The 11,260-nt window shown below is 55.4% G+C and carries 14 protein-coding genes; 5 read left to right on the top strand and 9 right to left on the bottom strand.

From position 1 onward, the window contains the following. Nucleotides 1–5 precede the first annotated feature (5 nt). The 6 genes from ABJF76_RS13615 to sucC all read right to left on the bottom strand — a co-directional run bounded on the left by ABJF76_RS13615 (nt 6) and on the right by sucC (nt 4,660). Nucleotides 6–674, bottom strand: a complete 669-nt coding sequence (locus ABJF76_RS13615; RefSeq protein WP_413819573.1) for a hypothetical protein — start codon at nt 672–674, stop codon at nt 6–8. A gap of 178 nt (nt 675–852) precedes the next feature. Further along, the gene (gene sucD, locus ABJF76_RS13610) at nt 853–1,737 is read right to left on the bottom strand and encodes a succinate--CoA ligase subunit alpha (RefSeq protein ID WP_413819574.1); all 885 of its coding nucleotides are present in this window, start codon (nt 1,735–1,737) and stop codon (nt 853–855) included. A 78-nt stretch (nt 1,738–1,815) separates the two neighbouring features. Further along, a complete protein-coding gene (locus tag ABJF76_RS13605) occupies nt 1,816–2,301 on the bottom strand; it encodes a hypothetical protein (RefSeq protein ID WP_413819575.1) in 486 nt (161 codons plus the stop codon). After that, nucleotides 2,292–2,996 (bottom strand): hypothetical protein, encoded by a 705-nt coding sequence (locus ABJF76_RS13600; protein WP_413819576.1) that lies wholly within the window; start codon nt 2,994–2,996, stop codon nt 2,292–2,294. The genes ABJF76_RS13605 and ABJF76_RS13600 overlap by 10 nt, the downstream gene beginning before the upstream one ends. Then, complete coding sequence (locus ABJF76_RS13595) at nt 2,997–3,461, bottom strand: hypothetical protein (RefSeq protein ID WP_413819577.1); 465 nt, start codon at nt 3,459–3,461, stop codon at nt 2,997–2,999. Between the two features lie 5 nt (nt 3,462–3,466). After that, nucleotides 3,467–4,660: an ADP-forming succinate--CoA ligase subunit beta gene (gene sucC / locus ABJF76_RS13590; RefSeq protein WP_413819578.1), complete on the bottom strand. Its 1,194-nt coding sequence runs from the start codon at nt 4,658–4,660 to the stop codon at nt 3,467–3,469. A gap of 383 nt (nt 4,661–5,043) precedes the next feature. On the opposite strand from sucC, the gene ABJF76_RS13585 reads away from it, so the two are divergent. Together ABJF76_RS13585 and ABJF76_RS13580 are read left to right on the top strand one after the other, a co-directional pair. Then, entirely contained in the window at nt 5,044–5,685 is a 642-nt protein-coding gene (locus ABJF76_RS13585) for a class I SAM-dependent methyltransferase (RefSeq protein ID WP_413819579.1), read from the top strand. Then, nucleotides 5,679–6,272, top strand: coding sequence for a LicD family protein (locus ABJF76_RS13580; protein ID WP_413819580.1), 594 nt, complete (start codon nt 5,679–5,681; stop codon nt 6,270–6,272). The genes ABJF76_RS13585 and ABJF76_RS13580 overlap by 7 nt, the downstream gene beginning before the upstream one ends. 50 nt (nt 6,273–6,322) lie before the next feature. Here the strand turns inward: ABJF76_RS13580 and ABJF76_RS13575 are convergent, their stop codons facing one another. Further along, complete coding sequence (locus tag ABJF76_RS13575; RefSeq protein WP_413819581.1) at nt 6,323–7,114, bottom strand: adenylate/guanylate cyclase domain-containing protein; 792 nt, start codon at nt 7,112–7,114, stop codon at nt 6,323–6,325. Between the two features lie 72 nt (nt 7,115–7,186). Further along, nucleotides 7,187–8,149, bottom strand: coding sequence for a malate dehydrogenase (mdh, locus tag ABJF76_RS13570; RefSeq protein ID WP_413819582.1), 963 nt, complete (start codon nt 8,147–8,149; stop codon nt 7,187–7,189). A gap of 166 nt (nt 8,150–8,315) precedes the next feature. Here mdh and ABJF76_RS13565 point away from each other — a divergent pair, with 166 nt between their 5' ends. Further along, complete coding sequence (locus ABJF76_RS13565) at nt 8,316–9,071, top strand: sulfite exporter TauE/SafE family protein (protein WP_413819583.1); 756 nt, start codon at nt 8,316–8,318, stop codon at nt 9,069–9,071. Nucleotides 9,072–9,173: 102 nt separating this feature from the next. On the opposite strand, the gene ABJF76_RS13560 is transcribed toward ABJF76_RS13565, so the two are convergent. Beyond that, a complete protein-coding gene (locus ABJF76_RS13560; RefSeq protein WP_413819584.1) occupies nt 9,174–9,506 on the bottom strand; it encodes a hypothetical protein in 333 nt (110 codons plus the stop codon). 343 nt (nt 9,507–9,849) lie between these two features. Between ABJF76_RS13560 and ABJF76_RS13555 the strand changes: the two genes are divergently transcribed. Together ABJF76_RS13555 and ABJF76_RS13550 are read left to right on the top strand one after the other, a co-directional pair. Further along, nucleotides 9,850–10,710: an HpcH/HpaI aldolase/citrate lyase family protein gene (locus ABJF76_RS13555; RefSeq protein ID WP_413819585.1), complete on the top strand. Its 861-nt coding sequence runs from the start codon at nt 9,850–9,852 to the stop codon at nt 10,708–10,710. Then, on the top strand, nt 10,710–11,258 hold the full coding sequence (locus ABJF76_RS13550; RefSeq protein WP_413819586.1) for an NnrU family protein: 549 nt from the start codon (nt 10,710–10,712) through the stop codon (nt 11,256–11,258). Before ABJF76_RS13555 ends, ABJF76_RS13550 begins: the two co-directional genes overlap by 1 nt. The last annotated feature ends 2 nt before the right edge of the window (nt 11,259–11,260 follow it).

Raw genomic sequence — 11,260 nt, 5'->3', positions numbered from 1 at the left:
CCCTTTCAATTGGATCGAGCCGTTTGAGCTTCAATCCGGATAAAATCAGTGGCTATTGGACGAAAGGGCAGGCCTGAGTCGGGGTACTGTCGATGGCTAGCAGTCACCCAATAGCGGCGGATCCGTGGGTCAACCCACTGACCTTTCATGCGTCGGAAGCCCAAGTGCGGGACCGGTTCTGCCAATGCTGCAAAAGCGGTGATCGACGGATACTTTTGACTGGCAATGTAGCAGGTGCGCGCATGTACGACTGTTTCGCCATTGGGTGCCTGGTTCTTTCGATCCCAAAGCACCAATTGGTGGTTCAATGATCCGCCAAGCGAATAGTAGACGATAGTCAGTTGTGACGTATTTTGTCCGGTTTTGCTAGATGATCGGCCAGCGTTTCCAAGTAAGTTCTGTTGCATGCTTCTGTAATCGGAGCGATCGAACCCGCGCTTGGTGTGGTGCACGCCTGCGGCCATATGTGCAGCGATTTTAGAGCGGTTTGCGCGCCGAGTGATCTGTTGCCAACCCAGTTGGCCCAATTGGGACATGGTTGTTGCCAGAGACGCGTTCGCAGCGCGACATGCTGCCATCGTTCCAAATATGGCTTGGTCGCTTGCGGTGGCCGGCATGGCGCAGACACCCAAAAAACTCGTGGCCAATGCAAAAGTCCAGCGTCGTGTGCTCATTCTTTACACCTTGGATCGCGGACAGCTAGGTCGACGCCTTCGCAGACGATGGCGCCGGTTGTTTTGACAGCGGTGCGGACCACAGCACCTGTGGTTTTGACAGCCGTCCGCGCAACGCAACCGGATAGGATTGCGGTGCAAAGGACAGACATCGTCAGATATGCGGCCCGAGTAGACATCAGCCGTTGATCGCTTCCATCACGGCTTCGCCCAACGTTGCCGGGCTATCGGCTACCACGATGCCAGCGGCGCGCATGGCTTCGATTTTGTCTTCGGCACCGCCTTTGCCGCCCGCAACAATCGCGCCAGCGTGGCCCATGCGGCGGCCGGGAGGGGCCGTGCGACCCGCGATGAAACCAGCTGTTGGTTTCCAACGGCCTGCTTTTTTCTCATCGGCAAGGAACTGTGCGGCTTCTTCTTCGGCAGAGCCGCCAATTTCACCGATCATGATCATTGATGTGGTTTCGGGGTCCGCAAGGAACATTTCCAGCACGTCGATGTGTTCGGTCCCTTTGATAGGGTCGCCGCCGATACCAACGGCGCTGGATTGGCCGATGCCCAAATCTGTCGTCTGCTTGACGGCTTCATAAGTCAGCGTGCCCGAGCGGGACACAACACCACATGACCCACGTTTGTGGATGTGGCCGGGCATAATGCCAATTTTGCACGCATCTGGTGTGATAACGCCGGGGCAGTTGGGGCCGATCAGGCGGGATTTGGATCCCTCAAGCGCACGTTGCACGCGCATCATGTCCAGAACTGGAATGCCTTCGGTGATGCACACAATCAGAGGCATTTCGGCGTCAATCGCTTCGAGGATCGAATCCGCAGCGAATGGCGGAGGAACATAGATCACGGACGCGTTGGCTTCGGTTACGGACATCGCTTCGTGAACGGAATCGTAAACAGGCAGATCCAGATGGGTCTGGCCACCTTTGCCGGGTGTGACGCCGCCGACCATTTTGGTGCCATAGGCGATGGCCTGTTCGGTGTGGAATGTGCCTTGCGAGCCGGTCAGGCCTTGGCAGATCACCTTGGTGTTTTCGTCAATCAGTACGGCCATTTGGGGCGTCTCCTTGGGGTATGTCTGGAATTAGCGGGACCGCAAAAGGTGCGGTGCGTGAGGGGGTGTGGAAACAGGTTAGCCATTGGGCAGCCCCTTTCCGGCAGGCAGCCGGTCCACACGTATAAAGGTTTGCGCGCCTTTCGTGCCGATATGTACGACAGCCACGCGTTTGCGCAGCAATTCGCGCGCATCGATATAGACGGTGGTGTCAGTCGCCACATAAGGCGGCGTCAAAGGGATCGAAGTGCCAAAGACTGGGGGCGTTGCCATCTTAGCCTGCACATCGCGCAGAGCGTCGTCCGCGTGGTCGCCGTCAAAGGTGACTTCGCAACGTCGTTCGGTGATTTCGGGTGTACCGGGTGCAGGCACAATTGTCTTATCCCAAAAGGTAAGGGTGAAGGGCAAAGGATTGCCTGCAACACTGGCCATATTGGCGTGGGCCTGCGCAGGTGTCTGGCCTGCCTTAAAGCAGAACACAGTGAACGCATCGATTGCGGGATGCGCGTGCGCGCCACCCGTCATCAGCATGAAAGCTGCGATATGTGCACTTTTTAGCGCCATGTGATCCACACACCTGTCACTTGCTGGCCCAATGCATTCCGTTTCCCGCCAGTCTTAAGCACAGTGCCTGTAGGCGCGCCCACGATGGCCCAAGCCTGTTGCGCATTCCCTTCAGGAGTAACCGGGCGCAGGGCAAAACCTGCATCAGTGACTGTGTTGACAAGGGTCTGTGAAACCACGCGTGGATCTTCACGGCGCACCGACATGGAACATTGGTTGACCCCTGACCGGCCTGCATTCCGGGCCGTGGTCAGAGCGATGTTGCCGGGTCGTTGCCCGGTGAGGAGAATGTCAGAGCCGATCTTGCCCGGGGCAACGCCAAAATCGCGTTGGCTGACCTGAGTGAGCCGACTTTCAACCCCGCTCATGTCAGGCAATGACGCCACACAGGTGTCAGCAAAGGCTTGCGCGGCCAAAGCTATAGTGCCGTTAGGTGCCGCGCGTGAGGGCACAGATGCCACAGGGGTCGGTGCGACGGGTCTGCCGCCCGAGGCGACGTCGCGAATTTGCGAGGTGGGGACTTCGCGGGCCGTTGGCGTGCGCGAGGTGTTTGCTTCGCGCTCATCCAGCCAGCGGGCAGTGGACGCCAGCCCAAGAGGTGGGAAATGTTCATTGGTTGTCGGAATGTCTGGGCGCGTGTTCGAACACGCGGCCACAGCCGCCGCAACTGTTAATACAAAAGCTATGCGTCGCATCTATCCACCTTTCGTCAAAAAACGAACATACAGACGGCCGTCAATTCGGCGCGGTTGGCTAAGCGAGACCACACCGTCCGGTCCCGTTTGATCGCGCAGGGCAATTGCTGCGTCTGTACTCTTGAGTCCACCCATCACAACGGAACATCGCCCATCGATCAATTTGACGGACAAATCATAGGTTTGGTGGAAATATGTCAGTGTCTGGGCGTTCTGAACAAAGCCACCAAGGCGCGCCAATGTTTCGGGCGTGCGAGTGAAGCGCGGGCGGGTGTCGACGCAAGCAGACTTTACCACATTCGTCCCCAATTGCTGCGTCACCGCGCGACGTCCGGGCCCTGCCGCAAAGGCGACAGGGACCACGTCATCACTGGGTGGGGCAACAAGAACTGCCTGACCGCCAGATACATCAGTCTGGCAGGCAGCAAGGGCCATCATGGCTAAGCTGGCAAGACACGCCCGCATTCTTCTTACCCCTTTACGGCTTTCACGATCTTCTGTGCGCCGTCTTTCAGGTCGTCTGCCGCGATCACGTCCAGTCCGGAGTTGTTGATGATGGCTTTGCCTTCTTCGACGTTCGTGCCTTCGAGGCGTACAACCAGCGGCACTTTCAGCCCGACTTCTTTCACAGCAGCAACCACGCCTTCTGCGATCACGTCACAACGCATGATGCCACCGAAGATGTTGACCAAAATGCCTTTGACCTGCGGGTCAGAGGTGATGATTTTAAACGCCTCGGTCACTTTCTCTTTGGTGGCCCCGCCACCGACATCAAGGAAGTTGGCCGGTTCGGCACCGTAAAGCTTGATGATGTCCATGGTGGCCATCGCCAGACCCGCACCGTTCACCATACAGCCGATTTCACCATCAAGTGCGATGTAGTTCAGATCGTACTTGGAGGCGGCGAGTTCCTTGGGGTCTTCTTCGGTCTCGTCGCGCAATTCGTTGATGTCGCCGTGGCGATACATGGCGTTGCCGTCAAAGCTGACCTTGGCATCAAGCACCTTGAGGTCGCCTTTGTCGGTGACGATCAATGGATTGATCTCCAGCATCTCCATGTCTTTTTCGGTGAAGGCTTTGTAAAGCAGCCCCATCAATCCAACACACTGTTTGATCTGAGCGCCCTTTAGGCCCAACGCAAACGCGATGCGGCGGCCGTGGAACGCTTGGTAGCCCGTGGCCGGGTCAACACTGAAGCTCAGGATCTTTTCGGGGGTCGCAGCAGCAACCTCTTCGATGTCCATGCCGCCTTCGGTTGAACAGACAAAGCTGATACGGCTGGTCTGACGGTCCACAAGAAGCGCTAGGTAAAGTTCGGTTTCGATGCCCGAGCCATCTTCGATGTAGATGCGGTTGACTTGCTTACCTGCAGGGCCGGTCTGGTGCGTGACCAACGTGCGGCCCAACATCTTTTTGGCTTCCTCGGCAGCTTCGGCGGCGGATTTGGTCAGGCGCACACCGCCTTTTTCACCAGCGTCGGCTTCTTTGAAAGTGCCTTTGCCGCGTCCACCTGCGTGGATCTGCGCTTTTACCACCCACATCGGCCCGTCCATGGCGCCTGCAGCAGTCTTTGCGTCTTCGGCCCGCAAAACGACGCGCCCGTCCGAGACAGGTGCCCCGTAGCTGCGCAAAAGAGCTTTGGCCTGATATTCGTGGATGTTCATGAGCGTTGGATCCCGTATTGATGCATCTGTTGTTGCCCCTATACGAACAGGACTGAACGTCGGGTTAAACGGACAAAATGACCTTAAGGGGTTTTGAGGGCATAAAAGTTGAATTTGTGATCACTAGAAAAATAGCTGTGATCACAAAACCTGTACGGAGACCTAATCGCCGCGTGCTGGGTCCGAGTCGAAGCTGATTTTCTCGGACATCGGACAGGATGCACCACCGTCAAACTTTATTCGTGGTTGGGAGACGTTTGAAAAATTGACAGGGCATGCCTTGCCAGCCAATGGCCCAGTGTTGCAACTCGTGAGGGTTTCCTCGTATCAAAGCAAAAATTAAGGCCAGCCTGAAGTGTTGCCTGAAATTATGGAGAACCGATTTGAGCAACGTTACCGAAGAGTATTGGAACGCGTACTATGCTGAAAAGAAAAAACCAGCGGTTCCGTCTCAATTTGCGACATTTGTGCTGAATGAGTTTTCCCATATTGAACGTTTCATTGACATCGGTTGCGGTGACGGCCGTGATAGCCTGTTTTTTGCAACGTATGGCAAAGAAGTTTTGGGGCTTGATGGTTCTTCCTCTGCTGTTGAGTTCTGTACAAAAACGGCAACAGACCGTGGTCTAAGTACTGCGTCTTTTGACACCCTGAACCTTGATCATGCCAACGCAATTCAGACTTTTGCGCAGCAGGGCGATGCGTCGCCACAGGATGCAATCGTCTATGCGCGGTTCTTTTTGCACGCCATCAACGAGACTGCGCAGGAGAATTTTCTGACATTGGCCGCATCGTTAATCGGGGAAAACGGCCGTGTGTGCCTGGAATTCCGAACGCCGCGGGATGAGTTTCAAACTAAAGTGACGGCAGCCCACTATCGCCGCTATGTCGATCCGATTGCGTTGATCCTCGAAGCGGATAAGCATGGGTTGGATTGTGCGTATATGGCCGAAGGCTTTGGTTTTGCGAAATACAAATCGGATGATGCTTATGTTGCCCGCATCGTTTTTGAAAAACGATGCTGAACCCTGTTTCCCGTGAATTGAACCTGAACAACCTCGCGCTTGTTTTTGACGTTCTGCAAGGGATCGACGCATTTATTTTTTTTGGCACTTTGCTTGGCTATGTGCGCGAAGGCAATATCATTGAGTATGATGATGACATCGATGTTTATGTTAACGCCACAGACCTAAACCCGTTGTTAACGGCCTTGGAAGGCAGTGGGTTCAATGTCAACGTGTTGCCGATCCGAAAGAAATGGTACCACAGACAAAAACCGCCGCTGATCGTTCAGGCAACGCGTTTGCAAGACGGTGTCGAAACCTATGCCGATTTCTATTTGTATGATGATGTTCCTGCGGATTACTTGCTGGAAAAGTGGAACTTTAAAGGGGCATGGAAAGATCCTGCAACTGCTCTTCATGTGCCCAAGGATCTGGTTTTTCCGCTAAAGGATGCTGAGATGCAGGGCATCGCAATCAGGGTGCCCGCGCAACCAGAGGCCCTTTGTGAATTTTTGTATGGCCCAAGTTGGTCCACGCCTGTGCGCAAATCCGAAGGCTATGTGATGGAAATCGTTAATCATACGCCAGTGTTTCGGCCCAAATCCTAACCTTTGATGCTTACAAACGCTTGGCCAATCTAAGCGGCGCTTTTTGCAGATCAGACTTGCGCGGCCTCTGCGTCGCGTAGTTTTTTCCATTTGCGGTAAAGCACCCATATCAACACAAGGGTCGGCACCAATGTGATGCCAGGTGCCAAGCCAAAGATGATGTCCGCGAGTGCCAATGCGACAATGGACCCGCCAATCCGCCAGCGGCTCTTTTTAAATTTTGCGCGCATTTCTACGGTTGCAGCAGTCGCGACGGGTTCAGTGTCTGGAGTATCGGGGACGGGGGCAACTTTTGGACCTAAATTGTCAGGCAAACGTGGGGCGTTCACCCCGTCAGCCACAACGGCGTAAAGGCCAACTTCGGTCAGATGTTTGGGCGTTGCCGGGCCCAAGGGACGCAATTCGGCGTCTGTGATTTTGCTGCGCACATGGTCAAAGACCTGTTGCGAGATCAAAACGCCTCCGATTTCGGCCATTTCTTGCAAGCGCGCCGCTAGGTTCACACCGTCGCCCAATAAGTCTGGGCCTTCGATGATTACGTCATCCAAATGCACGCCAAGGCGAAACGGTAGCATCTTGTCGGTCCGGTTCAGGGTTGTTTGGATACGGATTGCACAGCGCACAGCATCCACGACAGAAGGGAATTCGGCGATGAGCCCGTCTCCGGACGTGTTCGCGATGCGTCCGTTGGCATCTGAAATCGCGGTATCGATCACGTTTCGCGCGGCGCGTAAGGCGCGCACGGTGCCTTCTTCGTCTTGGTTCATGCGACCTGAATAATTGGCCGCATCAGCTGCCAAAATGGTGGTCAACTTGCGTTGGATGGGACGTGGGTCAGGCATAAGATGCTTATAGGCATAAAAAATGGCCGGACGCGACGGCGACCGGCCAATTATTTTTCGATTTCAGGGAAATCAAGTCAGAGAGTCATCGATGCCTTTGCACGCTTCAACCAAGCCCTTAACGGCTGCGACTGAGCTGTCGAACATCGCTTGTTCGTCTTTGGTCATCTGGATGTCGATCACCTTTTCAACACCACCGGCGCCAATCACGGTTGGAACACCAACATACATGCCCTTCAGGCCCAAAGCACCATCAACATAGGCTGCGCAAGGCAGCACGCGCTTTTGGTCTTTTAGAAAGGCTTCGGCCATTTCAATCGCGGACGTGGCAGGGGCATAAAATGCTGAACCTGTTTTCAAAAGGCCAACGATTTCGGCACCACCATCACGAGTGCGTTGAACAATGGCGTCCAATTTTTCTTGGCTCGTCCAGCCCATTTTGACCATATCGTCCAGCGGGATGCCGCCAACAGTCGAATAGCGTGTCAGTGGCACCATCGTGTCACCGTGACCGCCCAAAACAAAGGCAGTGACGTCGCGCATGGAAACGCCAAATTCATCGGCCAAGAAGTGACGGAAGCGTGCGCTATCCAGAACACCGGCCATGCCGCATACTTTTTCGTGGGGCAGGCCAGAAAATTCGCGCAAGGCCCAAACCATCGCGTCCAGCGGGTTGGTAATGCAAATCACGAACGCATTTGGCGCGTGGTCGCGGATGCCTTCGCCAACAGATTTCATAACCTTCAGGTTGATGCCCAACAGGTCGTCGCGGCTCATGCCTGGTTTGCGGGGCACACCGGCTGTGACGATGCAGACATCCGCGCCTGCGATGTCGGCGTAGGACTGTGTGCCGCTCATTTTGGCGTCAAAGCCTTCGGAAGGGCCGGATTCGGCGATATCGAGGGCTTTGCCTTCTGGCGTGCCTTCGGAAATGTCGAACAGGACCACGTCGCCCAGCTCTTTGATAGCTGCGAGGTGGGCGAGTGTGCCGCCGATTTGTCCGGCGCCGATGAGCGCGATCTTAGGTCTGGCCATGGTGTGAAGTTCTCCGCACTTGGGGTTTTCGTTGGCGCGGTGCGTAGCGCGCATCAAAGCGCCGTGCAAGCCTGCTGCGCCGCGGCGACCGCATTCGTGATCGCTGGCCGCGTCGCGTTATATCGGCTAAAAGGCTAGGAAGTTGGGGCTTTTCAAGGACTAGGCCATGTTGCAGCTAGACTTTTGGTTTTTCGCACTGGCCGCCCCCGCCGTCATCTTTGCAGGTGTTTCCAAGGGAGGTTTTGGGTCAGGCGCATCCTTTGTGGCGGCATCGATTCTGGCATTGGTGATCGAACCGGCGCTGGCGCTTGGGGTAATGTTGCCGCTCTACATGGTGATTGACGCAGCGTCCTTGCGCCCCTTTTGGGGCAAGTGGGACTGGCGTGTTTCTGGGCTGATGATTGCGGGAGGGTTGCCGGGCGTGGCGCTGGGCGCGTGGTTGTTTTCGCATACCGAACCGGATGCAGTTCGGGTGTTGATCGGGGCAATATCGTTGATGTTTGTGGCCTGGCAGCTGGCGCGCGCGCGCGGGTGGGTCCGATTGGGTGAAAAAGCCTTGCCGCATTGGCTGGGGGTGGTCACTGGTTGTGTGGCTGGCTTCACCAGCTTTGTCAGTCATGCAGGCGGGCCGCCGGCCGCGGTTTACTTGCTGTCGCTCAAATTCTCCAAAACTCAGTATCAGGCGAATACGGTGCTGATCTTTACCGCCATCAACATCTTTAAGTTTGTTCCGTATGCCTTTTTGGGCATGTTCACGCTGCAAACATTTACTGCAAATCTTGTACTTGCGCCTTTTGCTGTGTTTGGGACGTGGCTAGGGGTCAAAGCGCATCATTTGGTGCCGGAACGTGCGTTTTTTATGCTGACGTATGTGTTGTTGATTGTGACGGGAACAAAACTGATTTGGGATGGGCTGGCGTGATGTGGGCGCAGCAGGCTGCGCCTTACAAGAAAACACGTTCTGCATTTTGAGCAACAAAAAAGGCGCACCGAAGTGCGCCCATCTGTTCAAAACGTCGCGTTTTCAGGCGTCGTTGCCCTTGGCGGGTAACGCTTCTACCAGCTCCTCAAAGGCTTGCCCGCTTGCGATTAAACAGGTCATACCCTCTGGCGAAGTCACAGTTACGGTCCATGTGCCACTTTCGTCCGAGGCAAACACTTCGAGCACCGCGTTATTCGCACCCAGCCCCATCGATTGACGCGTTTCGCCGTACCGATCGGCCAACCGGTTCACCACCAATTCGCGTGGTCCGCAATTGCGCACCTGTTGGGCCATGGCTGCCCCCGTTGCCATCATATTCAGTACTGTGGCCGCGGCCAGAGCGCCCATCGCCATCAAAGTTGTATTCCGTGTCATCACGTTCAGCCTTTCACATATGGAAGGCGTCACCTCTGGTCATCTGGCCTAACCGGTTGCCCGGCGATGACCGGGCAACCCGGTTCATAGAACATTCCAGATCCTTGCTTTCCGCAAACTGTTCAGCGGCCCAGCTGAAACGGCCCTCCTGCAAGGATGGAACGAATACAGGGTGCGCTTAGGCCCTAAATTAATGGTTAATCGAGCGCGCGTAGTTAATTTGCATTTGATTGGCACCTGTATGACGCCACATTTTTTCTGCGCTGCGGCGCAATGCTTCTTGAACTATCTGGTAAAAAATGCCCATCTTCGCGCAACATTATAACCTTTAGGATTCAGATCCATGATCACTGCCCGTCCGCTGCGTTCAACTTTGTATATCCCGGGTTCAAAACCACGTGCTTTGGATAAGGCGCGGGGTTTGCCCATCGATGCGATCATTTTTGACCTCGAAGACGCGGTGTCGGCCGAAGAAAAAAACACCGCGCGCGACACGTTGGCCGGCGCTTTGGCGGCGGGCGGATATGGGGCACGCATGAAAATCATCCGTATCAATGGCCTCGACACGCAATGGGGGGCTGATGATGCAAATGCTGCGCGCGACACGGGGGCTGACGCGATCCTTTTGCCCAAGGTGTCGACCCTCGGTGATCTTGATGCGCTTGCGGCCATGACGGGCGACACGCCACTTTGGGCCATGATGGAAACGCCATTGGGGATGCTGAATGCGGCCCAAATTGCCACGCATCCGAAGTTGCAAGGCATGGTTATGGGGACAAACGATCTGGCCAAGGATTTGCACGCCCGAAACCGGGCGGACCGCTTGCCGTTGCAAGCGGGGTTGGGTCTTTGTTTGTTGGCTGCCAAGGCGCACGGCTTGGCGATCATTGATGGTGTTTACAACGCGTTTAAAGATGATGCCGGGTTGCAGGCCGAATGCGAACAAGGCCGAGACATGGGGTTTGATGGAAAGACGTTGATTCATCCCGCGCAAATTCCCGTCGCCAACGAGGTGTTTTCGCCATCAAAAGCGGACATAGACCTTGCGCGCCGCCAAATCATAGCGTTTGAAGAAACCGAAGCCGCAGGCCAAGGCGTTGCCGTCGTCGATGGACGTATCGTAGAGAATCTGCACATCGTGTCCGCGCGTGAAACACTGGCCAAGGCCGACGCAATCGCAGCCCTGACAGCGGAGACGACCTAATGACCATTCTTATCCTCGGCATAATTCTGTGGATTGCGGCACATTATTTCAAACGTCTGGCCCCTGACATTCGCGCGGGCATGGGCAAGGGTGGCAGACCGCTTATCGCGGGGCTGATCGTGGCAAGCGTTCTGGCGATGATCTTTGGCTATAAATGGGCACCCGTCATTCCTGTTTGGTCGCCGCCCGGTTTTATGGTGCACATCAATAACCTTGCGATGCTGATTGCTTTTTTCGTTTATGGGATGTCGGCCACCACTGGTCGTTTGCGTGGTAAACTGCGCCATCCGCAGCTGACGGCGGTTAAAATTTGGGCCGTTGCGCACCTGCTGGTCAACGGGGACTTGGCGTCGATCCTGCTGTTTGGGGGAATGTTGACATGGGCCATTGGGTCGGTCGTTCTGATCAATAAATCCGAACCTGACTGGCAACGTCCCGTTCCGGGTGAGGCCAAAAAAGACATCATCTTGGTTGTCATCACACTGGTTATGTTCAGCGTGGTTGCGGCCATTCACATCTGGGCCGGACCATGGCCATTCCCGAGGTAAGA

Source organism: Tateyamaria sp., from assembly GCF_039940735.1.
Lineage (GTDB): Bacteria > Pseudomonadota > Alphaproteobacteria > Rhodobacterales > Rhodobacteraceae > Tateyamaria.
Note: the sequence above shows the minus strand (reverse complement) of the source record. Positions and strands in the feature narration are given on the sequence as shown.

Excerpts from the sequence above, each read along its gene's own strand:
- ABJF76_RS13615 (WP_413819573.1), bottom strand. The coding sequence starts at position 674 with ATGAGCACACGACGCTGGACTTTTGCATTGGCCACGAGTTTTTTGGGT.
- sucD (WP_413819574.1), bottom strand. The coding sequence starts at position 1,737 with ATGGCCGTACTGATTGACGAAAACACCAAGGTGATCTGCCAAGGCCTG.
- ABJF76_RS13605 (WP_413819575.1), bottom strand. The coding sequence starts at position 2,301 with ATGGCGCTAAAAAGTGCACATATCGCAGCTTTCATGCTGATGACGGGT.
- ABJF76_RS13600 (WP_413819576.1), bottom strand. The coding sequence starts at position 2,996 with ATGCGACGCATAGCTTTTGTATTAACAGTTGCGGCGGCTGTGGCCGCG.
- ABJF76_RS13595 (WP_413819577.1), bottom strand. The coding sequence starts at position 3,461 with ATGCGGGCGTGTCTTGCCAGCTTAGCCATGATGGCCCTTGCTGCCTGC.
- sucC (WP_413819578.1), bottom strand. The coding sequence starts at position 4,660 with ATGAACATCCACGAATATCAGGCCAAAGCTCTTTTGCGCAGCTACGGG.
- ABJF76_RS13580 (WP_413819580.1), top strand. The coding sequence starts at position 5,679 with ATGCTGAACCCTGTTTCCCGTGAATTGAACCTGAACAACCTCGCGCTT.
- ABJF76_RS13575 (WP_413819581.1), bottom strand. The coding sequence starts at position 7,114 with ATGCCTGACCCACGTCCCATCCAACGCAAGTTGACCACCATTTTGGCA.
- mdh (WP_413819582.1), bottom strand. The coding sequence starts at position 8,149 with ATGGCCAGACCTAAGATCGCGCTCATCGGCGCCGGACAAATCGGCGGC.
- ABJF76_RS13565 (WP_413819583.1), top strand. The coding sequence starts at position 8,316 with ATGTTGCAGCTAGACTTTTGGTTTTTCGCACTGGCCGCCCCCGCCGTC.
- ABJF76_RS13560 (WP_413819584.1), bottom strand. The coding sequence starts at position 9,506 with ATGACACGGAATACAACTTTGATGGCGATGGGCGCTCTGGCCGCGGCC.
- ABJF76_RS13555 (WP_413819585.1), top strand. The coding sequence starts at position 9,850 with ATGATCACTGCCCGTCCGCTGCGTTCAACTTTGTATATCCCGGGTTCA.
- ABJF76_RS13550 (WP_413819586.1), top strand. The coding sequence starts at position 10,710 with ATGACCATTCTTATCCTCGGCATAATTCTGTGGATTGCGGCACATTAT.